The organism is Thioalkalivibrio thiocyanodenitrificans ARhD 1 (assembly GCF_000378965.1).
GTDB lineage: Bacteria > Pseudomonadota > Gammaproteobacteria > Ectothiorhodospirales > Ectothiorhodospiraceae > Thioalkalivibrio_A > Thioalkalivibrio_A thiocyanodenitrificans.
The window spans coordinates 1309583-1334532 of record NZ_KB900536.1; the positions used below are offsets into that span (position 1 = coordinate 1309583).

General features: G+C 65.6%; 27 protein-coding genes. 9 read left to right on the forward strand and 18 right to left on the reverse strand.

Annotation, left to right across the window (positions count from 1 at the left end; all coding sequences use genetic code 11):
- Positions 1-50: 50 nt before the first annotated feature.
- Together THITHI_RS0106180 and THITHI_RS0106185 are read left to right on the forward strand one after the other, a co-directional pair.
- Positions 51-1478 (forward strand): peptidoglycan DD-metalloendopeptidase family protein, encoded by a 1428-nt coding sequence (locus tag THITHI_RS0106180; protein ID WP_018232201.1) that lies wholly within the window; start codon positions 51-53, stop codon positions 1476-1478.
- Positions 1475-2632 carry an anhydro-N-acetylmuramic acid kinase gene (locus THITHI_RS0106185; RefSeq protein ID WP_018232202.1) on the forward strand — a complete coding sequence of 386 codons (1158 nt, stop codon included), beginning with the start codon at positions 1475-1477 and terminating at the stop codon, positions 2630-2632. The genes THITHI_RS0106180 and THITHI_RS0106185 overlap by 4 nt, the downstream gene beginning before the upstream one ends.
- A 59-nt stretch (positions 2633-2691) precedes the next feature.
- Here THITHI_RS0106185 and erpA read toward each other — a convergent pair whose 3' ends face one another.
- The 4 genes from erpA to argC form a co-directional block, all read right to left on the reverse strand.
- A complete protein-coding gene (erpA, locus tag THITHI_RS0106190) occupies positions 2692-3054 on the reverse strand; it encodes an iron-sulfur cluster insertion protein ErpA (RefSeq protein WP_026186105.1) in 363 nt (120 codons plus the stop codon).
- Between the two features lie 70 nt (positions 3055-3124).
- Positions 3125-3583: a bactofilin family protein gene (locus tag THITHI_RS0106195; RefSeq protein ID WP_232199388.1), complete on the reverse strand. Its 459-nt coding sequence runs from the start codon at positions 3581-3583 to the stop codon at positions 3125-3127.
- A gap of 18 nt (positions 3584-3601) precedes the next feature.
- Entirely contained in the window at positions 3602-4327 is a 726-nt protein-coding gene (locus tag THITHI_RS0106200; RefSeq protein WP_018232205.1) for a DUF6776 family protein, read from the reverse strand.
- Positions 4328-4331: 4 nt separating this feature from the next.
- On the reverse strand, positions 4332-5363 hold the full coding sequence (gene argC / locus THITHI_RS0106205; protein WP_018232206.1) for an N-acetyl-gamma-glutamyl-phosphate reductase: 1032 nt from the start codon (positions 5361-5363) through the stop codon (positions 4332-4334).
- Between the two features lie 227 nt (positions 5364-5590).
- Between argC and THITHI_RS0106210 the strand changes: the two genes are divergently transcribed.
- Positions 5591-6088 carry a peroxiredoxin family protein gene (locus THITHI_RS0106210; protein WP_018232207.1) on the forward strand — a complete coding sequence of 166 codons (498 nt, stop codon included), beginning with the start codon at positions 5591-5593 and terminating at the stop codon, positions 6086-6088.
- Positions 6089-6113: 25 nt separating this feature from the next.
- Positions 6114-6617, forward strand: a complete 504-nt coding sequence (gene hemJ / locus THITHI_RS0106215; RefSeq protein ID WP_018232208.1) for a protoporphyrinogen oxidase HemJ — start codon at positions 6114-6116, stop codon at positions 6615-6617.
- 75 nt (positions 6618-6692) lie between these two features.
- Here hemJ and ptsP read toward each other — a convergent pair whose 3' ends face one another.
- Together ptsP and THITHI_RS0106225 are read right to left on the reverse strand one after the other, a co-directional pair.
- A complete protein-coding gene (gene ptsP / locus THITHI_RS0106220; protein ID WP_018232209.1) occupies positions 6693-8963 on the reverse strand; it encodes a phosphoenolpyruvate--protein phosphotransferase in 2271 nt (756 codons plus the stop codon).
- A gap of 87 nt (positions 8964-9050) precedes the next feature.
- Positions 9051-9578, reverse strand: coding sequence for an RNA pyrophosphohydrolase (locus THITHI_RS0106225; RefSeq protein WP_026186106.1), 528 nt, complete (start codon positions 9576-9578; stop codon positions 9051-9053).
- Positions 9579-9719: 141 nt separating this feature from the next.
- Here THITHI_RS0106225 and THITHI_RS0106230 point away from each other — a divergent pair, with 141 nt between their 5' ends.
- The gene (locus THITHI_RS0106230; protein WP_018232211.1) at positions 9720-10379 is read left to right on the forward strand and encodes a histidinol-phosphatase; all 660 of its coding nucleotides are present in this window, start codon (positions 9720-9722) and stop codon (positions 10377-10379) included.
- A gap of 280 nt (positions 10380-10659) precedes the next feature.
- Here THITHI_RS0106230 and THITHI_RS0106235 read toward each other — a convergent pair whose 3' ends face one another.
- The 6 genes from THITHI_RS0106235 to THITHI_RS0106260 all read right to left on the reverse strand — a co-directional run bounded on the left by THITHI_RS0106235 (position 10660) and on the right by THITHI_RS0106260 (position 17193).
- Entirely contained in the window at positions 10660-11490 is an 831-nt protein-coding gene (locus tag THITHI_RS0106235; RefSeq protein WP_018232212.1) for a methyltransferase domain-containing protein, read from the reverse strand.
- An 80-nt stretch (positions 11491-11570) separates the two neighbouring features.
- A complete protein-coding gene (gene mddA / locus THITHI_RS0106240; protein WP_198005582.1) occupies positions 11571-12335 on the reverse strand; it encodes a methanethiol S-methyltransferase in 765 nt (254 codons plus the stop codon).
- 426 nt (positions 12336-12761) lie between these two features.
- A complete protein-coding gene (locus tag THITHI_RS0106245; protein WP_018232214.1) occupies positions 12762-15602 on the reverse strand; it encodes a hybrid sensor histidine kinase/response regulator in 2841 nt (946 codons plus the stop codon).
- A 103-nt stretch (positions 15603-15705) separates the two neighbouring features.
- Complete coding sequence (locus THITHI_RS0106250) at positions 15706-16446, reverse strand: response regulator (RefSeq protein ID WP_018232215.1); 741 nt, start codon at positions 16444-16446, stop codon at positions 15706-15708.
- 121 nt (positions 16447-16567) lie between these two features.
- Positions 16568-16990, reverse strand: coding sequence for a hypothetical protein (locus THITHI_RS0106255; protein WP_232199451.1), 423 nt, complete (start codon positions 16988-16990; stop codon positions 16568-16570).
- A 38-nt stretch (positions 16991-17028) separates the two neighbouring features.
- Positions 17029-17193, reverse strand: a complete 165-nt coding sequence (locus tag THITHI_RS0106260; RefSeq protein WP_018232217.1) for a rubredoxin — start codon at positions 17191-17193, stop codon at positions 17029-17031.
- An 85-nt stretch (positions 17194-17278) separates the two neighbouring features.
- Between THITHI_RS0106260 and thiD the strand changes: the two genes are divergently transcribed.
- The 4 genes from thiD (at position 17279) to THITHI_RS0106280 (ending at position 21041) form a co-directional block, all read left to right on the forward strand.
- Complete coding sequence (thiD, locus tag THITHI_RS0106265; protein WP_018232218.1) at positions 17279-18097, forward strand: bifunctional hydroxymethylpyrimidine kinase/phosphomethylpyrimidine kinase; 819 nt, start codon at positions 17279-17281, stop codon at positions 18095-18097.
- Positions 18081-18716 carry a thiamine phosphate synthase gene (gene thiE / locus THITHI_RS0106270; RefSeq protein WP_026186107.1) on the forward strand — a complete coding sequence of 212 codons (636 nt, stop codon included), beginning with the start codon at positions 18081-18083 and terminating at the stop codon, positions 18714-18716. Before thiD ends, thiE begins: the two co-directional genes overlap by 17 nt.
- A 100-nt stretch (positions 18717-18816) precedes the next feature.
- Positions 18817-20103, forward strand: coding sequence for a glutamate-1-semialdehyde 2,1-aminomutase (gene hemL / locus THITHI_RS0106275; RefSeq protein ID WP_018232220.1), 1287 nt, complete (start codon positions 18817-18819; stop codon positions 20101-20103).
- Between the two features lie 152 nt (positions 20104-20255).
- Complete coding sequence (locus tag THITHI_RS0106280; protein ID WP_018232221.1) at positions 20256-21041, forward strand: sulfite exporter TauE/SafE family protein; 786 nt, start codon at positions 20256-20258, stop codon at positions 21039-21041.
- A gap of 161 nt (positions 21042-21202) precedes the next feature.
- Here THITHI_RS0106280 and THITHI_RS0106285 read toward each other — a convergent pair whose 3' ends face one another.
- The 6 genes from THITHI_RS0106285 to THITHI_RS0106310 all read right to left on the reverse strand — a co-directional run bounded on the left by THITHI_RS0106285 (position 21203) and on the right by THITHI_RS0106310 (position 24903).
- Positions 21203-22120: an AEC family transporter gene (locus THITHI_RS0106285; protein WP_018232222.1), complete on the reverse strand. Its 918-nt coding sequence runs from the start codon at positions 22118-22120 to the stop codon at positions 21203-21205.
- 184 nt (positions 22121-22304) lie between these two features.
- Positions 22305-22688 carry a thioredoxin gene (trxA, locus tag THITHI_RS0106290; protein WP_018232223.1) on the reverse strand — a complete coding sequence of 128 codons (384 nt, stop codon included), beginning with the start codon at positions 22686-22688 and terminating at the stop codon, positions 22305-22307.
- 118 nt (positions 22689-22806) lie between these two features.
- The gene (locus tag THITHI_RS0106295) at positions 22807-23382 is read right to left on the reverse strand and encodes an LON peptidase substrate-binding domain-containing protein (RefSeq protein ID WP_018232224.1); all 576 of its coding nucleotides are present in this window, start codon (positions 23380-23382) and stop codon (positions 22807-22809) included.
- Positions 23379-24017, reverse strand: coding sequence for a UbiX family flavin prenyltransferase (locus THITHI_RS0106300; RefSeq protein WP_033337096.1), 639 nt, complete (start codon positions 24015-24017; stop codon positions 23379-23381). The genes THITHI_RS0106295 and THITHI_RS0106300 overlap by 4 nt, the downstream gene beginning before the upstream one ends.
- Before the next feature lie 41 nt (positions 24018-24058).
- Positions 24059-24550 (reverse strand): hypothetical protein, encoded by a 492-nt coding sequence (locus THITHI_RS0106305; protein ID WP_018232226.1) that lies wholly within the window; start codon positions 24548-24550, stop codon positions 24059-24061.
- Positions 24550-24903 carry a DUF6152 family protein gene (locus THITHI_RS0106310; protein WP_018232227.1) on the reverse strand — a complete coding sequence of 118 codons (354 nt, stop codon included), beginning with the start codon at positions 24901-24903 and terminating at the stop codon, positions 24550-24552. The genes THITHI_RS0106305 and THITHI_RS0106310 overlap by 1 nt, the downstream gene beginning before the upstream one ends.
- Positions 24904-24950 lie beyond the last annotated feature (47 nt).

Genomic DNA, 24950 nt, shown 5'->3' on the forward strand with positions numbered 1-24950 from the left:
CATAACGGGTGCTCGGGCTAACCTCTCGAAAACAATACGAAGCATAATCCGTGAATTATCATTCGTTCTTCAAAAGGGACTACAAGTCTCGCCTCGGCAGGGCGCCGGACCGGGGTTCGCCCCACTGGCCGCTGAGGGGGCTGGCGCTGGCCGCCGGCGTCGTGCTGCTCGGGGTGGTCCTGGCAAAAAATCAGGAGCATGGCGCGAACGCTCCCACGCAGCCGGTCGAGATCGCCCTGCCGGCCAGTGAAGCTCCGCATGATACCGAAAAGCAGGCCGCAGGCACACGCGTCCAGATGGCGCTCGCCTTGCCGGTCCCGGTCCGGGAGATCGATGCGCCCGCCCCGGCCATCGACGTGGAAGAGGCGCTGCAAGCCGAAGCGGCGGAGTGGGACGAGGTGGAAGTGCGCCGGGGCGATACGCTGTCGTCCATCTTCAGCCGGCTTGAGGTTCACAGCCAGCTCAATCCGATTCTGTCCCTGGGTGATGACGTGGCCATGCTGCGGTCCATCCATCCCGGTGAAAGGATCCGAGCGCTCAAGGACGACGGCCGGCTCAAGGAACTGGTCTATGAGCCGAATCGGACATTGCGTCTTCACGTGACCCGCGGCGAGGAAGGCTATGAGGCCCATGTGGTTGAGCGGGAGATGGAGATCCGGGTCACCCAGGGCATGGGCAAGATACGGAGTTCCCTTTTCCAGGCGGGCCTGGACGCGGGCATGTCGGACAACCTGATCATGTCCATGGCCAACATCTTCGGCTGGGACATCGACTTTGCGCTGGACCTGCGCGAGGGCGACCATTTCACGGTCATCTACCAGCAGCTCTACCAGGACGGGGAATACGTGCGCGACGGCGCGATCCTGGCGGCCGAATTCATCAATCGCGGCAGTTCCTTTCAGGCCCTGCGCTACACCACTCCTGAAGGCGACACCGATTACTATTCCCCGGACGGGCGGAGCATGCGCAAGGCCTTCCTGCGCACGCCGGTGGAGTTCGCGCGCATCAGCTCCCGCTTCGGCACGCGCCGTCACCCGATATTGCACACCATGCGCCAGCATCGCGGCGTGGACTACGCGGCGCCCACCGGCACGCCCATCCGCGCATCCGGCGACGGCCGAATCGTGCATCGGGGCACCCGGGGCGGCTACGGCAAGACCATCATCATCCAGCACGGCCAGCAATACCGCACCCTGTATGCCCACATGAACGGCTACGCCCGGAATACCGGGGTGGGCAACCGCGTACGCCAGGGGCAGGTGATCGGCTATATCGGCATGACCGGCATGGCCACGGGTCCGCACCTGCACTACGAATTCCTGGTCAATGGCGTCCATCGCGATCCGCTCACCGTCAAACTGCCGGATGCGGATCCCCTGCCGGAGAAGTATCTGGCCGACTTCAAGGCCAAGACCGCGCCGCTGCTGTCCCAGATGGACATGTACCGCCGCCTGACCCTGGCCCAGGTCGAGCAATGACCCCACCGGGTGACGCCCCGTTCGTGGGGCTCATCTCCGGCACCAGCATGGATGCCGTGGATGCAGTGGCGGTGGACCTTGGCGAGCGTCGCCGCCCCAGCCTCCTGGCCAGCCTGAGCCATCCCATCCCCGAAGCGCTTCGTGCCGGGCTGCGCCATCTGGCCGACCCGCAGGCCGCCGCCACGGTTGACGAACTGGGCACCATGGACGTGCAGGTGGGAGAGCTGTTTGCGGAGGCGGCACTCCATGTGATCTCGGTAGCCGGGCTTGAGCCCGCCGCGATCGTTGCCATCGGCAGCCATGGCCAGACGGTGCGCCACCGGCCGGACTCGACCCCCCCCTTCACCCTGCAGATCGGCGATCCCCAGCACATCGCTCAGCGCACCGGCATCACCACGGTTGCGGAGTTCCGGCGACGCGACATGGCTGCCGGCGGACAGGGTGCACCCCTGGTACCTGCATTCCACCGCGCCGTGTTCGCTGCACCGGAGGAGGACCGCGCGGTGATCAACATCGGCGGAATCGCCAACCTGACGCATCTGCCGGCCCGGGGCACGATCACCGGGTTCGACACCGGCCCGGGCAACACCCTGATGGACCACTGGATACGCCGGCACCGACACCTGCCCTACGACAACCAGGGTGACTGGGCCCGCCAGGGCAAGGTCTCGAAGGCCCTGCTGGACGCACTGATGGCGGACGCCTATCTGCGACAGCCGCCGCCCAAGAGCACGGGTCCGGAACACTTCAGCCCCGCCTGGCTGGATGCGATCCTTTCCGGTGTAAAGGAACACCTCGCTCCGCACGACGTGCAGCGCACCCTTCTGGAATTTACGGCGCAGAGCATCACTGCGGCGCTGGCGTCCCACGCCAGCCCCGGTGCCCGCGCCCTGGTATGCGGCGGCGGTGCGCGAAACCGCTTGCTGATGGAGCGCCTGACGGCGCTGATGGCCGGACGCCGGGTCTCGGATACAGGGGATTTCGGTGTCGAGCCGGACTGGGTGGAGGCCGCGGCGTTCGCGTGGCTCGCCCGGGAGACGCTGGCGGGGAGGCCGGGGAATGTACCGGAGGTTACGGGCGCCCGTGAGGCGGTTGTCCTGGGGGGAATCTATCCGGGGAGATGCCAGGTGCAGGATACGGGATACAAGAAATGAAAAAGGGGGCTTTCGCCCCCTCTTTCGTCCCGCATCTTGTCACTGGCATCTGCGCCTGCTTACGCAGAGAACGACGAGCCGCAGCCGCAGGTGGTGGTGGCATTGGGGTTGCGGATCACAAACTGGGCGCCTTCCAGGCCCTCGGTGTAATCGATCTCGGCGCCCACCAGGTACTGGAAACTCATGGGATCGATCAGCAGGGTCACGCCACCGTTCTCCACCACGGTATCACCATCGTTGATGCTCTCGTCGAAGGTAAAACCGTACTGGAAGCCGGAACAGCCACCGCCGCTGACGAACACCCGCAGCTTCAGGGCACTGTTGTTTTCCTCCTCGATCAGAGTCTTGACCTTGGAGGCCGCCGAATCCGTGAAGATCAGCGGGCTGGGCATGGTTTCGTTTGCGGTTTCAGTTGCACTCATGGGCATACTCTCCGAACGCGGTTCTGTTCGATGTCTGATGACCTAAATTAGCATTTGTTGACCGAGACAGTCAAGAATTCGCCCGGGACACATCGGGATCGTCGGGGCCCGGTTCACCCGGCTCAGACGCCTTATCCGCGGACCGGATGTACTCCAGACGCGGCTTCTCGTTGGAGCGTTTGATTAGGCTCCCGTTCACCTCGGCACCCATGGCCATCTCGATCAGGTGGTAGTAGACACTGCCTGTGATTCGCGCCTTGGAAGCAAGTTCCATCCGATCCGACGCATGCACGTCGCCCTCAACCGTACCGTTGATGACCACCCGGGGCACATTCACCTCGCCCTCGATCCGGCCGGTTTCATTGAGGATGAGGATCGAGGAACGCTCGGCGTCGTCCGCATAGACATCGCCGCGAATCGTCCCTTCCACGTGCAGACCGCCCGAGAAACGCACATTGCCCTCCACGGCGGTGTACTGTCCCACCAGCGTATCCACCTGTGCGGACCCGGATTTTCTTCGTCTTCTCAACAAGATACACCCCCCGTTTTACCTATTGAGCGCGGTATCCCACGCATAATCCTGCTCGACCTGGCGGGGAGAATCCCCCTCCGTGCGCACGACCACCCGCACGGAACGCGGCGTCACGCCCGCCGGTACCCGTATGCGGCCCTCCAGGTTCTGGAAATACCGGAACCCGAATCCCTGACTGCCCTGGAGCCCCTCTCCCAGATCGGCGCCCCGCAACTCCACCCGGGACGCACCCTGACGGCCCACCAGAGCCAGTTCCAGCGTGCCTTCCACAGTACCGCTGCCGCGGATCTGTGTGAGGACCACCCGATAGACATACTCCCCGTCCCACCCGACGGGCTCAAGGTCGAGACTGTAAATATGCAGACCCGATTCCATGTCCTCCGGCGATACGATGCTGCGGTAGAAGGTGAGTTCCTCCTGCATGGCCCGGTACCGCGTCTCCATGTCGCCCACGGACTCCCGTACCCGCCGGGCCGTCTCCTCGGCGATCAGCTGATCCCGTTCCAGCCGGGCATTGCGCTGCAGCAACTCACGGTGGCTTCGTTCCAGGGCCGAGAGACGCCGCTGGAGATCCCGGGCTTCATCACGGGCCGTGGACCCTCCATCGCTGCCCATGGTGTAACCCGCCTGGTAAAGTGCCCAGCCCCCGGCGGCCAGCAGCGGCACCAGCACGAGCCAGAGCAGGATCCGCCGGAAGGGACGGTGATAGTGAACCCGATATGCCCCGGACCGGCCTCTCATCGCGTCAGGGCAGTACGGCGATACCGTCCAGGCCCGTCGTCTCCGCCAGCCCGAACATGAGGTTCAGGTTCTGAATGGCCTGGCCCGAGGCACCCTTGACCAGATTATCGATCACGGAGAGCACGACCACGGTATCACCGTCCCCGGGCCGGTGGACCGCCACACGGCAACGGTTGGTGCCGCGCACGCTCCGGGTTTCCGGGTGACTGCCTGCCGGCATCACATCCACGAAGGGTTCATCCCGGTAGCGTTGCTCATAGACCGCCTGAAGGTCCGCCCCGGAATCGGACAGGGTGGCATAGAGCGTGGCATGGATACCCCGGATCATGGGGACCAGATGGGGCACGAAGGTCAGGCGAGGCGCCGCACCCGCCACCTCGGCGAGCGCCTGGAGAATCTCCGGCAGGTGGCGGTGACCGGCCACCCCGTAGGCCTTGAAGCTCTCGCTCGCCTCGCACAGCAACGTGCCGACCTGGGCCTTGCGTCCGGCACCGCTGACCCCGGACTTGGCATCCGCCACCAGCCGCCCGGCGTCCACCAGCCCCCCCTCGAGAAGCGGGACGAAGCCCAGGATGACCGCAGTCGGATAACAACCCGGCACGGCGATCAGACGGGCGTCGGGAATGTGCGCCCGGTTGATCTCCGGCAACCCGTAGACGGCCAGATCCAGCAATTCCGGGGCACCATGGGACTGGCCGTACCAGTGTGCCCAAAGATCCGGATCCCGGAGGCGGAAGTCGGCGGACAGATCGATGACCCGGGTCCCCCGGGAGAGCAGTTCCCCGGCCAATCCGTGGGCCACCCCGTGAGGCGTGGCGAAAAACACCACGTCGCACTCGCTCAGGCGGCCCGCATTCGGCTCGGTAAAGGCGAGCGATGTGTGCCCCCTCAGATTCGGAAACAGGGTGTCCAGGGCCTCGCCCGCGTTGCCCCGGGAAGTGACCACCACCGGTTCCACCTCCGGATGGGTGAACAACAGGCGCAGCAGTTCCACGCCCGTGTAGCCCGTCGCACCTACGATACCTGCCCTGATCACTTCAATGTCTCCGCCAGCTGTTCCGGATATGCATCAATGATGCAGGCTGTGGAATATACCCCGATTGCACGGCCTCGCGAAATCCACCCGCCCCTGCCGGAGGCCGCAACTCGCCGTTCACGGAACGTGTGCCCCTTGATCCTGCAACGAACTTTCCTTAACGGCGCCCGCTCCAACGGGTATGATTCCCCGCTGATCGTCAGCCCGGCCCAGGAAACCTGGAAGCAATGAAGACCCGCGACATCCTTGCAATCGCCATCGTGGCGGCCCTGATCGGCGGGGGGCTGTATCTTTGGCTTGCCCCGGAGGGTATGCGCACCGCGCCTGAGGTCAGCCTCGGCACACTGGACGGGGACACGGTCTCCATCCACGGTCTGCGCGGTCAGCCGATTCTGCTCACGTTCTGGGCCACCACCTGCGTGAGCTGCATACGCGAAATGCCGCACCTGGTGGAGTTGTACGAGCGCTACAACGCGCGGGGACTCGAGGTCATCGGCGTGGCCATGTCCTACGACCGCCCGGACCACGTGATGGAGGTGGCCCGCGCCCGCGCCCTGCCATACACCATTGCTCTGGATACGGAAGACAAGGCCGCCCGGGCCTTCGGCAATATCCGTCTGACCCCCACCTCGTTCCTCATCTCGCCGGACGGTCGCATTGTCTACCAGAAGCTGGGGGACATCGACTGGGCCGCGGTGGAACGCAATCTCGAGCGCTGGCTCTGAGATCGGCCGGCATGAGTACCCGACCATGACCGCTTACCTATGGGCCAAGTCCCTGCATGTGATCTTCATGGTGACGTGGTTCGCCGGCCTGTTCTATCTGCCGCGCCTGTTCGTCTATCACGCCGAAACCCCGGACGCCGCCGGAAACGAGCGCTTCAAGGTCATGGAGCGCAAGCTCTTCTGGGGCATCATGACCCCCGGCGCCGTGATCACCACCCTGTTCGGGCTGTGGCTGATCGCCATGAACCCCCAGGCCTACCTCGCCGGCTGGATGCACCTGAAGCTCCTTCTGGTGCTCCTGCTGATTGCCTATCACGTCTGGTGCGGCCTGCTGGTGCGCGACTTCAGGCTGGACGCCAACCGCCACACCCACCAGTGGTACCGGTGGTTCAACGAGATTCCCGTGTTCATGCTGGTGGGTATTGTCGTGCTGGTGATCGGCAAGCAGGTCATCCCCGGACTGATCGCCATGGGGGTGGTGCTGGGAATATTCGCGGTGTTCGCGCTGATGCAGCGGCTCAAGTCGTAGGAGCGGCGACCCCGCCGCGAACAGCGGTGCCTCTCCCCACAACGGCGTTCGGCCCGGGGTCGGGCCTCCTACAGGTCAGGTTTTGCCTGCCCGCACCAGGCCGCCCAGTCCGGCCTGCACCAGCGCATTGTTGAGCAGGGCACGGATCGCCTCCGGCTCCTCCATCTCCATGCACTGGGCCAGCAGTTCCCGGGCCCGCTCCCGGGAGAAGCTTCGGATCACCCATTTCACCCGCGCCAGAGAGGCCACGTTCACGCTGAGTGAGTCGATGCCCATGCCGATGAGCAGAATGGCGGCTGCCGGATCGGCGGCCATCTCCCCGCAGATGCTCACCGGCTTGCCAGCCTTGCGGGCGCCGTCAGTCACCTGCTGCAAGGCACGCAGCACCGACGGATGCAGGGCGATGTAGAGTTCCGCCACCCGGGCATTGTTGCGGTCCACCGCCAGCAGATACTGGATCAGGTCGTTGGTGCCCACGGAGAGAAAATCCACCCGCCGGGCCAGGGCCTCGGCCAGATACACGGCCGAGGGGACTTCAACCATGACGCCCACCCGGGGAAGGGGGATGACGTAATGTTCGTCCAGCAACTCCTCCCGGGCACGCTGCAGCAGACGCTGGGCGGCCTTGAGTTCGCCCAGGGAACTGATCATCGGGAACAGGATATTGAGATTGTTCATACCCTGGCTGGCACGCAGCATGGCGCGCAGCTGCGTGAGGAAGATCTCCGGGTGATCCAAAGTGATTCGGATGCCGCGCCAACCCAGGAAAGGGTTGTCCTCCTTGACCGGAAAGTACGGCAGGGCCTTGTCACCGCCGACATCCAGGGTGCGCAGCGTCACGGGTCGCGGGTCGAAAGAGGCCAGGATCTGGCGGTAGATGCCGATCTGCTCCTCCTCGCTGGGGAATCGGTCGCGCACCATGAACGGCACTTCGGTGCGATACAGTCCGATACCGTCGGCGCCGGACTGCTTGGAGGGGTTGATATCCGCCAGCAGACCGCTGTTGGCATAGACCGGGATGATGATCCCGTCCTGGGTCGTGGCCGGTTCCAGGGCCAGGTTGCGCAGGCCCTCGGTGAGTTCGCGCTCCTCATCCACCAGGCGCTGGAACTCCTCGCGCAGTTCCCGGCTCGGCTGGATGAAGATCTGGCCGCGGTAGCCATCGACCACAACCTCGCGGCCCTCCAGCCGGCCCACCGGCAGGTCTGACACGCCCATCACCGCCGGGATACCCATGGCCCGAGCCAGAATCGCCACGTGGGAGGAGCCCGTGCCGCGCGCCGAGACCAGGCCCGCCAGTCGCTCCACGGGCACCTCGGCCAACTGCGTGGCGGTCAGATCCTCGCCGATCAGGATGGTCCGCTCGGGGAACTCGTCGGGCGTGCGGTGGCTGGATTCGAGATGGGTGAGGATGCGCCGGCCGATATCGCGCAGATCCGAGGCCCGCTCCCGCAGGTACGGATCATCCATCTCCTCGAAGGTACGGGAATTCTCCCGGATGGTGTCGCGCAGCGCGGCGGGCCCCCAGCTGCCCTCCTGGATGCGCTCCACGGTACGCGTGAGGAGGCTGTCACTGTTGAGCATCATCACGTAGGCATCGAACAGCAGGCGCTCCTCTGCCGGCAGCACCCCCGCCATGCGCTCCTTGATCTCCCCCATCTCCTCCTGAACCCGGCTCACCGCCGCCTTGAAGGCCTTGATTTCCGCCTCCGCCGAGACCACCGGTTCCCGATCCGGCACGGCTTCCAGATCCGCCGCCATGTAGGCCACCACTGCCATGCCAAGCGCCACGCCGGATGCGCCGGGGATGCCGGTGATCTGCAGATTGGACTGGCGCTGGCGCCCGCGTCCGTGACCCACCTCGCCGGTGAGCTCCGCGTGGCTGATGGCGCCGGACAACTGTGCGGCGAGGGTGATGAGAAAGGCCACATGCTGGTCATCGAAACGCCGCCGCTCGCCCTGCTGCACCACCAGCACACCCAGTAGCCGCCGGTGATGGATGATGGGCACGCCCAGAAAGGCGTGGTAGCGCTCCTCGCCGGTCTCCGGGAAGTAGCGAAACAGGGGATGGTCCGTAGCGTTGTCCAGGTTGACCGGTTCGGCCCGCTCGGCCACCAGACCCACCAGACCCTCACCCAGGCCCAGGCGCACATGGCCCACGGAATCGGGATTGAGGCCCTCCGAGGCCATGAGGAGCAGGTGCTGCCGGTCGGGCAGCATCAGGTAGACGGAACACACATCGATGGACATCGCCTGCTTGACCCGCTGGACGATGATATCCAGTGCCTGGGTCAGATCCTCGGCGGCGCTGACTTCCTGAACGATGCGTCTGAGTATGTCAAGCATGAGGACCCGCCCGCCCGGACCGGCCCGGAGACACTATGGATGCGGGCTCCCCCCGGCAGGGAACCCGCAATGCTGCAAGCGGTTCGGTCAAACGCCCTCCCCCCGGCGGGAATCGTTCCAGCGTTGCCGGCCCGGGACACCCTCCGGAAACAGCAGAGGGGCCAGTTCGTGCAGGGCCCTGCGGTATACATGACGCTTGAAAAACACCACCTCGCGCATGGGGCGCCAGTAATCGACCCAGCGCCACGAGTCAAACTCCGGCGTCGGCACCGCATCGAGCCGCACGCAGGTCTCGTCGCCGACCAGACGCAGCATGAACCATATCTGCTTCTGGCCAATGCAGACCGGATTGGAACGGCGTCGGATCAGGTGCTTGGGAAGGCGATAACGCAACCAATCCTGGGTGCTGCCGATGACCTCCACGTGCTCCCGCTGCAGGCCGGTTTCCTCGGCCAACTCGCGATACATGGCATCCAGCGGCCGTTCATCGCAACGGATACCTCCCTGCGGGAACTGCCAGGCCTGCTGGCCGATACGCTTCCCCCAGAAAAGGCGTCTGTCCCGATTGCTCAGGATGATGCCCACATTCGGTCTATATCCATCACAATCAATCACTTACAAAAGCCACCCATGACCCCCGGTATGTTTTGCATTGTTCCACAACCCCGCAGCGCGGGCAAATCTCCCGACCTCACCCGGCAGGCACGATCCGATACAATGCCCCGCGTCCCCGATACACAGACACAGGAGACCCCGGTGACACTGGCCATCTTCGACCTGGACAACACCCTCATCGCCGGCGACAGCGACTACGAATGGGGCCGCTTTCTGACAGACATCGGTGTCGTGGACGCCGATACCTACCAGGCCACCAACCGGGTGTTCTACGAGCAGTACAAGGCCGGCACGCTGGATATCCATGAATTCTGCCGCTTTGCCTTCAGGCCCCTGGCCGAACATGACGTCGAGACCCTCCATGGCTGGCGGAACCGGTTCCTGACCGAGCGCATCGAGCCTCTGATCCTGCCGGCGGCCGAAGCGCTCCTGGCAAGGCACCGCCAGGCCGGCGACACGCTGCTCATCATCACTGCCACGAACCTGTTCATTACCGAGCCCATCGCCGAACGCCTGGGGGTGAACGACCTCCTGGCCACGGAACCCGCCTTCCGGGACGGGCGCTATACGGGGGAACTTCAGGGGGTGCCCTGCTTCCAGGGAGGCAAGGTGACGCGGCTCGAGGCCTGGCTCCGGGAGCACGGGGAGAACCTGGATGGCAGCTGGTTCTACAGCGACTCCCACAACGACATCCCTTTGCTGGAGCGTGTGGACAACCCGGTCGCGGTGGACCCCGACGAGGCCCTGGCCGACCACGCGGCGGCGCGGGACTGGCCCATTATCTCGCTGCGCGAGAAGTAGCAAGTAGCAAGTAGCAAGTGGCAAGTGGCAAGTGGCAAGTGGCAAGTCCCGTAGGATGGGTCAAGCGAAGCGGACCCATGCTGAACGGACGGTGACGAGTAGCATGGGACGAGCCCCTGTCACTTGTCACTCGCTACAGACCCTCTCACTCCTGACGCCGCCGTCCGCATGGGTACGCTTCGCTTTGCCCATCCTACGGTCTGGCCCATTATCTCACGGCGCGAGAAGTGGCAAGTGGCAAGGATAAGGCATCCTCACCACTTGCCACTTGCCACTGTTCCTACGCCCTGCGGGCGTAGAAGTTCACACCCTGAATGAACAGATCCTTCGCCACCTTGGCCTCAGCGGAGGTATCGCGGAAGCAGTCGAAACGCTGCACCACCCGTCCGTCCACCAGGCCCGCCTCAGAGGCCAGAGTTGCGATCTCGCTCTCCACCATGGCGCCGGCCACGCAGGCGGCCCACAGGTCCGGATTCTCCCGGGCGTCCAGGGTCAGTTCACGCTGCACCACCACGTCGGCCAGGAACAGCCGTCCGCCCGGCCGCAGCACCCTGGCGATCTCGCGAAACACGCGGGTCTTGTCCGGCGCGAGATTGACGACACCGTTGGAGATCACCAGGTCCACGCTCCCGTCGTCCACCGGCAGGCTCTCCATGTAACCGGCACGGATCTGCACACGGCCGGAAAGCCCGGCCAGTTCCGCAGAGGCCTGCGCACAGGCACGCATCGCCGGGGTCATGTCGACGCCGATGGCGCGCCCCCTGGGGCCCACCTGGCGTGCCGCGAGCAGCAGATCCATACCGGCACCGCAGGCGTGATCAAGCACCGTCTCCCCCGGGCAGGGACCGGCATGTTCCCGGCGCATCCCCGGCACGGCGGCAATCACCTTACCGATCTGCAGCGGGTTGCCCACGCCCGCGAAACGCGCGGTGCAGGATTCAGGCAGTTCCGCCAGTTCCGCCGGGTCATAGCCCAGGTACTCGCTGGCATACCGGGCTCCGCGGTGAAAGTGAAAGTCGCCGCGAGGATCACGGGCCACGCGATCGTAGGTACGAAGCACTTCCTCGCGCAGATGTTCAACGTCGAAATGGATGGGGCTTGTGGCAGCCATGGTTGCAGTCCTCTTTCAAGTGAGAAGTACGAATCGGGAAGTAGGAATGGGGGCCGGCCGGGGGCCGGCCCCGTACGTCGTCAGGCCGTCTCGACGGCCGGATCCTGCGGCTTGCGCCGCCCGCGGATGCGCGGGATCAGCATGGGCACCCGGCGCCGGTAACCGGCGTACTCCGGATGCGCGTCCATCAGGTCACGCTCCTCCAGTTGAATGGCGATCAGGATGTAGGCGGTGGTCATGACCGCGAACACCAGATGCGCCGCCGTCATGACGGGCGTGGCCCAGAAGGCGAACAGCCAGCCCACATAAAGGGGATGACGCACCATCCGATAGAGCGCCGGGGTCTTGAAGGTCAGCGGGGTGTAAGGACGGCCGACCAGGTACAGCCACACCTGGCGCAGACCGAACAGATCGAAGTGGTTGATCAGGAACGTGGCGAGCAGCACCAGCAGCCACCCGAAGGCATAGGCGCCGTACAGCAGCCCCTGGCCGACCGGGTTATCCACCTGCCAGATCACGCCGCCCATGGGCTCCCAGTTCAGGAACAGCACGATCAGTGCAATGCTCGAGATCAGCACGTAGGTGCTGCGTTCCGCCGCCTTCGGAATGTAGCGGGTGATCCAGCGCTTGAAGGCCGGCCGCGCCATGACGCTGTGCTGCACGGCGAACAGGCCCAGCAGGGACAGGTTCACCACCAATGCGATCCACAACGGCACGGTTGGCGTTCCGTCGATGGTGCGCGGCACGACCAGATCGCCCACGAAGCCGATCGCGTACAGGAAGGTGGCAAAAAAGATGGCATAACAGGTCACCCCGTAGCCGAATACGAGAATGCGCTTAAGCATGATTGAATCCTCCATCACCTGGTTTTCCGGAACCGCGGGGAATCCACGCTCCGTTGATGGAGAGTCTGGGCCACGGGTGTATCGGCCCTGTTGCGGAAGTGTCGGAGGATTGTTGCCGGAATGTCGTTTGCTGTGAGGAGACAGGAGGAAAGTGCCAACCGGTAGGATGGGTCAAGCGCAGCGGACCCATGCGGAAGAGGCCGTGACAGGAGACAGAAGATCGTGACGAGTGACCTGTCAGCCCGTCACTTGTCACTCGTCACCGTGCGCTCAGCATGGGTCCGCTTCGCTTGACCCATCCTACTGCCACTGGCCACTCGTGACCGTGCGCTCAGCATGGGTCCGCTTCGCTTGACCCATCCTACGGTCACTGATGGTGACGACGGGTGAAGGCAAGGGGCGCCCCTTCTATTCGCTCGTCACTGGTCACTGACCTCCCTGGGCATCGCCCAGCACATCCCGCAACACCCGCCACAGCACATGGATATCCACGGGCTTGTGCACCAGAGCGCGGATGCCGGCCCCTTCGAGCGTATGCCGGGGCAGATCCTCGCTGTAGCCGGTGTAGAGCACCACGGGCAGGTCGGGACGATGGTCCCGTGCCCAGGCCGCCACCTCGAGCCCCGACAGGCCCGGCATGGCACGATCGAGCAGTGCGGCATCGAAGGCTTCGCCTGCCTCCAGCATCTCGCGCGCCTCGACCCCGTCATGGGCCCGCGCCACCGTGAGCCCCCAGCCGCGCAGCAGCTCCTCCACGAATGCCCCGGCGGTGTCGTCATCGTCGGCCAGCAGCATCCTGCCCCGCAGGCGGGGAGGTGTACGGCCGGCCATCGGCGCAGCATCCGCCATTGCCACACTGCCCGCCCGCGTCTCCGGTGCCAGCGCGGGCAGCAGGACCCTGAACTCGGCCCCTCTCCCCGGCGCTGTGATCAGTTCCACGTGACCACCGTGCTCGTGCACGATCCCGTGGACCGTGGCAAGCCCCATGCCGCTGCCCTGCCCCACGCCCTTGGTGGTGTAGAAAGGGTCGAAGATCCGATCCAGATGTGCGGGTGCCACACCGGGACCCTCGTCACCCACGGACAGTTCCACGAAATCCCCCGAGACAGGCTCCCGGCATGACGCGCACACGCCTTGCGCAGCGTCGCGACCGCGTAACCGCACACGGATTGCGCCGTGCCCCTGCATGGCGTCCCGGGCGTTGATGCACAGGTTCATGAGCACCTGTTCCACCTGAACGGGGTCCACCCGCACCGGCGGTACGTCGTCAGCCAGTTGCGTGTTGAGGGACACCGTGGCGGGCAGAGTGGAGCGCAGCAGTTTCACGGCTTCCCTGACCAGGGGGTTCGGATCCAGGGGACGCGGATCACCCCGTTGGCCACGGCTGAACGTCAGCATCTGCTGGATCAGGTCGCGGGCGCGCAGCGCAGACTCCGAGGCCCGTTCGAGATACTGGACCAGACGGTCATCACCGGCGCACGCGGCACGCTCCTGGGCCAGGACAACGTATCCCATGACGCCCGTAAGAATGTTGTTGAAATCGTGGGCGATACCGCCGGTCAGATGGCCGATGGCCTCCATCTTCTGTGCCTGACGGAGCTGCGCCTCCAGTTGTGCCCTTCCCTCCTCCGCCAGGCGCCGCTCGGTAATATCGCGCAGGTAGCCGATGAACAGATCGCCTTCGGCGGAACGCACCACGTCGATGGCCAGTTCCGCGGGAAATTCCGTGCCGTCCGCACGTTGGGCCGTGATCTCCACGCGTCGCCCCAGGTAAGGCCCCTCGCCGGTTTCGCGAAAGCGCATCAGGCCCGCTTGATGTTCCGCACGGAATCTTTGCGGGATGATCAGTTCGGCAAGCACCTGCCCCATCACGTCGTCGCGGCGCAGCCCGAAGCACTGCTCCGCGGCCGGATTGAACTCGGTGATGCGGCCCTCGACGTCCATGCCGATGATGCAGTCCAGGGAGGCCTCCACCGTCGCCCGCAGCCGGTCCTCGCTGCGTCTGAGGGCCACCTCTCGCTCCTTGCGTTGGGTGATCTCGCGGGTGATGGCCACAATGCGGTCCACGCCACCCAGGTGGATGCGCTTGAGCCAGACCTCATCCCAGTGCAGCGAACCATCGCGATTGCGCCGGTGCCATTCGAAGCACATCGGCTCCCCCTGCCGCGCCCGGTCCATCAGGCGTGCCGCCTCCACGCCCGTGTAGGGCGGGACACCGGAACTGAGTTGATCCACGCTGATCCGGAGCATCTCCCCGCGGCTGTAGCCCAGCGCCTCACACGCCTTTGGGTTGACGTCGACGATGGCACCGGTATCCATGTCGTGGACATAGATGGCATCCTCGCTGGCTTCGATGATGGCCCGGTAGCTGGATTCGGAGGCGCGGCGCGCCTCCTCTGCCGCGATACGCTCCAGTTCCGCCCCTGCCCGCACGGAGAAGATGCGCAGGATGGATTCCGTGAACGCCGCATCCGGCAGGGGCCCCCGGTGGAGCACGGCGACGAGCCCGGTGGGATCCCCCGAGGAATCGAACAACGGATAGCCCGCGTAGCTCTCCAGCCCGAACTCCCCCAGCAGGCCGTCCCCCGGGAAGCGTGTCTGCAGGTCGTCCGGGATGTATTGGAAGCTGCGCCCCACCACGTGGGCGCAGGGCGTACCCTCGAGCGGGTATTCCAGGGGGCCCACCTGCTCACCTTCCAGGCAGGCCGCGAGCGCCTGGATGCGCACCGGTTCACCCGGCAGGCGCTTGCCCACCAGGGCCATGTCCACGCCCAGGGTCTCGGTCAGCGAACAGGCGATCTCGGCGAGCACGTCGCCGCTGCCGGCAGCGGACACGTCCAGGGCCACCTTGCGCAGGGCCTCTTCGATGCGCTTGCGGGCCGTGATCTCGGTGGACATGCCGCAGACGGCATAGACCCGGCCGTCGGCATCACGCATGGGGAACTTCAGGGAGATGAAACTGTGCGCCCCGTCGGGAAGCTCGTAGGTCTCCTCGAACTCCACCGGCTCGCCGCTCGCCAGCACACGCAGGTCGTTCTCCCGGAAATCGGCCGCCATGGCCTCGGGCACCACTTCGGATTCCAGGCGCCCGAGGACGTCCGAGGCAGGCCGGCCGACGATCTGCAGGAACCGGCGGTTGACCAGCAGATAGCGGCCCTCGCGGTCCTTGACGAAGATCACCGCCGTGCTGTTATCCAGGATCTCCTGGAACGGCGTTCCCTGTTCAATCAGGGAACGGAACCCGGCATGGGGATCGGAGACGGCCATGCGCTCATCCTGTTCGGTTCGGTATGCCCATGGCCGGAGTCTATCAGCGGCTTCGCGGCCCGCACGCCGGGGCTACAATTGCGCAACATTTGAAACAGGCGGTTTACGCGGGTGGCCCGGCCGGTTCCGGTACGAACATGTAACCCACACCGCGCACCGTGCGCAGCACCCGCGGATGCTCCGGGTCCTGCTCCAGCTTGCGCCGCAGACGGGTCATATGGATGTCGATGCTGCGGTCGGCAGGATCCCATTCCCGGTTGCGGGTCAGTTGCATCAGCTGGTCGCGTGACAGCGGCCGGTTGGGACGCCCGGCGAACACGCTCAGCAGATCGAACTCCATGGCGGTCAGCGGAAGCTCGGCGCCTTCGGCGTCGAGCAGTTGGCGGGTGTCAAGGTCCAGCCGGCAGCGGCCCATGACCACGCGTCGCGTGGACCCGGCGCCCGGCGAAACCGCGGACGACACCACCCCGCGCTGATAGCGCCGCACCACGCTCTTCAGCCGCGCGCGCAATTCCCGGGGATCAAAGGGTTTGGTGATGTAGTCGTCGGCGCCCACTTCCAGGCCGACGACCCGGTCCACGGTCTCACCGGCCCCCGACACCATGATGATGCCCAGATCGAACTGCTCACGCAGGTAACGGGCCAGGGACAGGCCGTCCTCCCCCGGCAGCCCCACGTCCAGCAGCACCACCTGGGGCCGCTGTTCCAGCATGAAGCGCCGCAAGGCGGTACCGCTGTCGGCCTCGAACACCGCATATCCGTGCGCCGACAGATAGTCGTTCAGCAGGGCGCGCACGTGGGGATCGTCGTCCACGACGAGGACGGTCACCGTGTCTTCGGACACCTCGAATACCTGCCTGGGGTCTGGGGAATATGCTGAAATATAGCAAGGAAATCCGCGGCAGGTCCCGATCAGCCAGGCGGACCGGAAGGTCCGGGTTCTTCCCGGCAGCCCGCCGCCGCGGTCAGGCAAGCGCCCGGGCGATCTCCAGCACACGGCGCCCCGCCGGCGTATCCGCCACGCCGGCCGCTTCGAGTGCCGCGGCATAGCCTTGAAAGAACACCGGCAGGACGGCCAGAAGCTGCCGCTTGCGCAGGCGGCCGACACCCCGGAGGGACCACATGGGACGCAGATCGTTGTTGTCCAGGGCGTCGCAGACCCTTACTCCCCACCCGGCGGTGGTGGTGTCCCACACGTGATGACGCACCACCAGGCGATAGACATGCTCCGCGTTCATATCGGCCATGCCGACCCCGGGGCCCAGGTATTCGATCTGCAATGCCCCGGCCAGCCGCGTCATTTCCATATCCAGGGCTTCCAGGGCCTCGTCCAGTTCCCGGGTGACGGATACACCGGGGTCGCGGACCAGCCGGGCGAGGGTCTCCAGGGGATCACGGCGCAGTCGCTCGGGCTGCGCCCCTGCACTCACAGTTCCACCATCTCGAAGTCGTCCTTGCTGGCACCGCATTCCGGGCAGGTCCAGTCATCGGGCACATCGTGCCATCGGGTCCCCGGCGGAATGCCCTCGTCGGGCCAGCCCTTGGATTCGTCGTAGATGAACCCGCAGATGACACATTGATAAGTCTTCACGGAAACGCTTCTCCCTGTTGACTGGCGGCAGAGGATCAGTGCGGCCGATGATACACTTGAACAATAGCAGGACCCGGAGCTTAGCATGAACCAGAACGACGCTGTCCCGGTGGTCATGACGCTGGCCGGCAACGACCCTACCGGCGGAGCGGGCATCCAGGCGGACATCGAATCCATCATCAGCATGGGCTGCCACGCGGCGCCGGTGATCACCGCGCTGACGGTTCAGGATACCGGACAGGTGATCGGTTTCGCCCCCGTGGAAGCAGAGCTGATCATCCAGCAGGCGCGCGCTGTGCTGGAAGACATGCCGGTGGCGGCGGTGAAGATCGGCATGGTGGGCTCCATCGAGGCAGTTCAGGCCATCCACACCATTCTCGTGGACTACCCGGACCTGCCCGTGGTGCTGGATCCGGTGCTGGCCTCGGGAGGCGGCGCGGAACTGGCCGACGAGGAAGTGATCGGCGGCATGCGCAGCCTGCTGCTTCCCCTGACCACGGTACTCACCCCCAACAGCCTGGAAGCCCGCCGTCTCGCACCGGAATCCGACAACCTGGACGCCTGCGGCATGTCACTGCTGGATCAGGGCGCGGAGTTCGTGCTGCTCACCGGCACCCACGAGAACACGCCCCAGGTACGGAACGTGCTCTACGGCAATCACCGCAAGCTCGAAACCTTTTCCTGGCCCCGCCTGGAGGGCAGCTATCACGGATCCGGCTGCACCCTCGCCTCCGCCATCTCGGGCCTGATGGCACAGGGCACCGAACCGCTCTCGGCCATTCACGAGGCCCAGGAATTTACGTGGCAGGCACTCAACCACGGCTACCGTATCGGCATGGGCCAGCGCCAGCCCAATCGCCTGTTCTGGGCGAGTCCCCGAGAGGGCAATGACCACTCGAACTGATCCGCTGCACGGCCTGTATGTCGTCACTCCCGACCATCATCCGGAACCCGGGTGGCTGGAGAGCAGGGTGGATGCGGCGCTGCGCGGCGGAGCCCGTCTGATCCAGTACCGGGACAAATCCGGCGACAGGCGGCGCCGGGAGCGGGAAGCCGGCGCGTTGCGTGCATTGTGCACAAGGCATGGTGCCTGGCTGATCGTCAACGACGACGTGGAACTGGCACTTGCCGCGGGCGCCCATGGTGTGCATCTGGGCCAGGACGACATGCCGCTCAACGAGGCCCGCCGCCAGCTCGGGGACCGGGCCATCATCGGCATCACGTGCCACGACCGCCTGGATCTGGCCATCGCCGCGCAACTGGACGGCGCCGATTACGTGGCATTCGGCGCCATCTACCCCTCCCCCACGAAGTCCGCCGCCGTACGGGCTCCGCTTGCGCTCATCGCCCAGGCGCATGAAACCCTGGACATCCCGATATGCGCCATCGGCGGCATCGACGCAGACAACGCCCGGGCCGTGATCCGTGCCGGAGCGGATATGGTCGCGGTGATCAGCGGGGTGTTCGCCCGGCCGGATCCTGAGGCCGAGGCAAGGAGGCTTGCGGCCGCTTTCGGAACTTAGAGGCCAAAGGCAGGATCCGCCCCTGGTTTTCACTTGTATCTTGTATCTTGTATCTTTGTCTCTGGTATCCGATCTCAAAACCTTCACAGAAGCTTCCCCAATGACCCGTTCCCACGACCTCTTCAAGGCCGCCCTGACACACATCCCCGGCGGCGTGAACTCACCCGTGCGCGCCTTCAAGGGCGTGGGCGGCGACCCGTTGTTCATCGAGCGCGCCGAGGGCGCGTATCTCTATGATGCCGACGGCAAGCGCTATATCGATTACGTGGGCTCCTGGGGCCCCATGATCGCCGGTCATGCCCATCCCGAGGTACTGGAGGCGGTGCGCGAGACCATCGCCCACGGGCTCTCCTTCGGTGCCCCCACGGAGATCGAGATCCGCATGGCGGACCGGGTGTGCGAGCTGGTGCCCTCCATGGACATGGTGCGCATGGTGAACTCGGGTACCGAGGCCACCATGAGCGCCATTCGCCTGGCCCGCGGCTTCACCGGCCGCGACAAGATCATCAAGTTCGAGGGCTGCTACCACGGTCACGGGGACTCCCTGCTGGTCAAGGCCGGTTCCGGCGCCCTCACCCTGGGCGTGCCCAGCTCCCCGGGCGTGCCCGCGGCACTCGCCGAACACACCCTGACACTGGCCTACAACGACCTGGACCAGGTGCGCGACACCTTCTCCCACGTGGGCGGCCAGGTGGCCTGCGTCATCGTCGAACCCGTGGCCGGCAACATGAACTGCATTCCACCGGAGCCCGGCTTTCTGGAGGGGCTGCGGGCATTGTGCGACGAGTACGGCGCGCTGCTGATCTTCGACGAGGTGATGACCGGCTTTCGGGTGGCGCTGGGCGGCGTCCAGGCGCTCTACAACGTGAAACCGGACCTGACCACGCTGGGCAAGGTGATCGGCGGCGGCATGCCGGTGGGGGCCTTCGGCGGGCGGCGCGAGGTCATGGAACAGCTTGCCCCGCTCGGTCCCGTCTACCAGGCGGGTACCCTTTCCGGCAACCCGGTGGCCATGGCCGCGGGCCTGAAGACCCTGGAACTCGTCTCAAGCCCCGGTTTCTACGACCTGCTGGGCGAGAAGGTGAACACCCTCGTCGACGGCATCCTGGCCGCAGCCCGGGATACGGGTATCCCGATGACCGCGAACCGGGTGGGCGGCATGTTCGGGCTGTTCTTCACCGACCAGCCGCGGGTGAGCAACTTCTACCAGGCCACCCAGTGCAACCTTGACCGCTTCCGCCTGTTCTTCCACGAGATGCTGGAGCGGGGCGTGTACCTCGCGCCATCCGCCTACGAGGCCGGTTTCGTCTCCAGCGCCCACAGCCAGGGCGACCTGGATCAGACCATCGAGGCGGCCGCGCGCTCGCTGAACGAACTGGCGGGTTGAAGGCAAAGCCTTGACGCAAAGACGCGAAGACGCAAAGGGTTCGCAAAGAAGACTTTTGATTTGACTTCTGAACCTTTGCGTCTTCGCGTCTTTGCGTCGCGGTTTTGCAGTTTCCAACAACACGTCGTCCATCACTACAACGGGAGCAACGCGTGGAAGCATGGCTGGCCTACCTGGCGCTGGGGGCGGTGGCGGGCGTAATGGCCGGCCTGCTGGGCGTGGGGGGTGGACTGCTCATCGTACCGGTGCTGGTGTGGCTGTTTATCCGTCAGGGCGTGGATCCGGCGGCGATCACCCACCTGGCCATCGGCACGTCTCTGGCCACCATCGTGCCCACGGCCATCGCCTCTGCCCGGGCACATCACCAGCACGGCGCGGTGCGCTGGGATCTTGTCACCCGTCTGGCACCGGGTGTGATGCTGGGCGCCCTGGCCGGCGCCACCCTGGCGGAGATCCTGAGCTCGGACGCCCTGCGCCGGGTGTTCGGTGCCTTCGAAATCGTCCTGGCCGTCTACATGCTGATGAACATCCGCCCGGCGCCGCACCGGCCCCTGCCAGGCACCGCGGCACTCACCGGCGGCGGCGGCGTCATCGGCCTCGTCTCCGCACTCCTGGGCATCGGCGGAGGCTCGCTCACCGTGCCCTATCTGGTGTGGTTCAACGTGGCGGTGCGTCACGCCATCGGCACCGCGGCCGCCGTCGGTCTGCCCATCGCCCTGGCCGGGGCCGGGGGCTTCATGATCCACGGCTGGCAAACTCAGGGCCTGCCGGCCTGGACCGCCGGCTACATCCACGGACCTGCCCTGGCAGGCATCGCGCTGGCCAGTTTCCTCACCGCCCCCATCGGCGCCCGGCTCACGCACACGCTGCCGGTACCGCTGGTGCGCAGGCTGTTCGCGCTGCTGCTGATGGTGCTGGGAATCAGGATGCTGGTTTGAAGGCGAACTCATAGGTCAAGGTTCAAGGTTCAAAGTTCAAGGTTCAAAGGGGAAGGCGCTGACCCTCCCACTGCGACAAGTCGAAGCCACCGTCTCGCCTTTGAACTTTGAACTTTGAACTTTGAACTCGTGAACCTTGAACTTTGAACCTTGAACTCGCCTCACCCCACCCACCCGTACCACAGCGGCAAAGTCACCAGCGACAGCGCCGTGGTGACGGTCACCGCCGCGGCATAGACCGAGGTGTCCAGCCGGTAGCGGTCGCAGAACACCAGACCCAGCACCATGCTGGGCATGGCCGCCTCGAGCACGGTGGCCACCCGCATGTCCCCTTCCAGGCCCAGGGTGTGGGACAGGCCCAGGGCCCAGAGGGGCATGGCGAACAACTGGACGACCACCACCGGCAGCAGCATCGCCGCATAACCCACGCGCCAGGATCGGAACGACAGGGCCAAGCCCAGGGAGAAGAGCATCAGGGGCGTGACGCCGTTGGCGAGCATGGAGAACAGGGTCTCGAACCAGGGCGTGAGCGGCACCTCGGCCAGATTGAGGCCGATGCCCGCCAGCGCGGCCCAGACGGCCGGCACGCGCGACAGCGTGGCCAGCGGATGGACCGGCAGGTCACCGGGCTCACCGTAATGGCGCGCCACCAGCAGGCCCACCGTCATCAGCAGCGGCAGACAGCCGAACAGGTCGTACTGGATGGCCACGGATCGGCCCAGATCGCCGAACAGGCTCTCCAGCACCGGCAGGCCCAGGTAGACCGCGTTGGGAAACGAGGCCGTGAGGATCATGGCCCCGGTGACTGCGCGATCCTGCCCGCATGCGCGACAGATCGTCCAGATGAGCGAGATCGACACCAGGATTGCGCTGGCGGCCACCGCCGCGATGCGCAGCGAATCCAGCCCCAGCGGCGCCCGCCACATGACCATGAGCACCAGCGCCGGCAGCAACAGGTGATAGACCACGTTGGTGAGCACCCGCCGGGTGGCGTCGGCATCCAGCCCGGCCGGTTGCACCAGGCGCCAGATCACGCCGCATACGATAAGCGCCGCCATCTGGCTGGTCACGAACAGCATGGTTCAGGCCCCGTCGTCGAGAGTACCGCGGCCACCGACTTTCGACCGGGAAGGCCCCGAAAGCAAGGTCAGGAGCCCGACCGCACAGGTCGCCAGGGTATGCGCCAGGAGCACAAAGGGAATCTTCAGAGAAAGAACCCCGCGCTCTTCGCGGTCGGCTTTCCGGGTGTGGCGCCCGCTACGATCAGCCCTGGCCTTCGCGCTTCTGTGCCTGCTGCTGCCTGATCTCCTCGTGCACCTTGGCCATGTCGAGTTCCCGCACCTTGCCGATCAGGTCCTCGAGCTGGGAGGCCGACAACATGCCGGGCTGGGCGAAGATGACCACCTGTTCCCGGAAGACCATGAGCGTGGGAATGGACCGGATCTGGAAATGACCGGCCAGGGCCTGTTCCTCTTCCGTGTTGATCTTGGCGAATACCACGTCGGGGTGATTCTCGGAAGCCGCCTCGAAGATCGGGGCGAAGGCGCGGCAGGGCGCGCACCAGGGCGCCCAGAAATCCACGATGACGATGTCGTTGCCGGTGATGGTGGACTCGAAGTCCGCCTGGGTCAGTTCAATAACGGCCATGAATTTTTCCGGTGGGGATGAATGTGGGCGTCAGCCGGGTCAGACACCCGTCTGAGCGAACATGATACCTTACCAGCCCACCACCTTGCCCTGTCAAACCTCGGAACCAGGCAGCGCGTCACGCCAGGTTGAGCATGGCGTCCCGCAGAATGAACAACCGTGACAGCGGGTCGTCGCTTTCCAGCATGCGCTGCTTGGCCTCGAGATTGACGGGCAGCAGTTCACCCAGGCGCGCGCCCACCCAGGCCGCGTTGCCGGCATCCCGGGGAAGATCGGCGTAGGGCGGGCCCAGTTCGGAAAGCAGTCGATCCAGCAGGGTGACCAGATCCAGGAACTCCTCGGGGATCGCCGCCGCGGACGGCTCCGGCAGATACTCCACCTCGGCCATGAGCAACCGGTCGGGCTGTACCCAGGTGCGCAGAATGCGAAAGCGCTCCTCGCCCCGGGCGGTAATCCCCAGCAATCCGTCGGCGCGGCCCTCCCAGTCGGCGATCACTGCGCGCGTACCCACCGGATGGACCTCGGCCGCGGGGCCCACTTCGCCCCCCTCGCGAATGGCACACACCCCGAAGCCGGTGTCCGTGCGCAGACAGTTGCGCACCATGTCGATGTAGCGCGTCTCGAAGATGCGAAGCGGCAGAACACCACCGGGGAACAGCACCGTGTTCAGCGGAAACAGCGGGAGCGTGCTCACTCGCGCGTATCCTCCGCCCCGCCCCAGCGCCGGATCAGATCATTGGGCACCTGCAGATGATCCAGTACGCGGGACACCATGAAATCCACCAGATCGTCCACGCTTTGCGGCTTGTGATAGAAGGCCGGGTTGGCGGGCATGACCACCGCGCCCATGCGGGAAAGCCTGAGCATATTCTCCAGATGGATCTCGGTGAACGGCGTCTCGCGCACCACCATGATCAGGGGACGGCGCTCCTTGAGCACCACATCCGCCGCACGTTCCATCAGGCTGCGGCTGGCCCCGGAAGCCACCGCGGAGAGGGTCGCGGTGGTGCAGGGGCAGATCACCATGGCATCGGGTGGCGAGGAGCCACTGGCCAGGGGCGCCGTCCACTGTTCCCGGTCATAGACCCGCAGACGGCCCTCCGGGACCTCGTAACGCCCGGTGAAATAGCGCTCGATCTCCGCCACCCGGCCCGGCAGTGAGAGTTCGGTCTCCATGCCGATCACCACCTGCGCCGGGCGCGAGAGCATCAGCGACACGCGCACGTCCGCTTTCAGGAGACATTCCAGCAGGCGCAGGCCGTACTGGGCCCCGGAGGCGCCGGTCATGGCCAGGGCAACGGATTGTGGGGGACTCGCTTTCGGAGGCATGAAGGTTCCCTGGTTCACGGGCCGCGAAAGGCCCGCCGCTCTCAAAGATAGGCAATCAGGCGCCCGCTGACCAGCACGCCCAGCCAGCCGAGCATCGACACAGCCGCCACCGCCCTGGCGCGCCGTGGCGCCGGCGCCAGACGGTTCCAGCGGTACAGATGCCGCAGGCACCATCCGTGGAACAGCAGCGCGTTCGCGCCGGCCAGCAGCACCAGCCCCATCTTGACCCAGAACACCGTCTGCATGCCGATGCTCGCGGCCTGGGTGGCCAGCAGCATGACGCCGGTGACCACCGCCAGGCCCATGCCCAGCCACGCGGCGGGCAGCAGCAGGCGGCCCGCGTCATCCACCGCCAGGTCGCGCTGGCGGCCCAGGACCCGCGCGTCGAACAACAGCACGGAGATCAACACCAGGGCAAAGCCCAGGATGTGCACAACCTCCACGGCGGGGTAGAGCCACAGGGATTGACGCATCAACTGGCCGAGACCGCTTTCCTCCAGCCGGATGAGTACCTCGGGCGCGTGTGCCTCCATCAACGCAGCTCGATGGTGTCGTCACCCACGATGACGCGTTCCACGCGAATCTCCTCCTCATCCTGTCGATGGGGATGTCCCACGACGGTCACCTGCGTGCCCTCCGTGACCCGCTCCGGGGAAAGGCCGCGGTTGCGCGTGCGCGTGGGCGGCGCCAGCACCACGCGCCACTGCTTGTCGCCAGTATCCAGCACAAGCTCGGCATGAGGCCATTCGAAGACCGCCGAGACCACCGCGCCGGTCAGAGTCAATTCCCGGTCGCCGTCGTAGCTGCTCCAGCCATGATGGGCCAGTGCCTGGGAGGCTCCCAACAAACCCAGGACCACCAGAAGTCGAAATGCATGCCGTGTCATCAGATCACCTCCCGTCCACGCTCCCGCGGCTTCCGGCGCCACGCCAT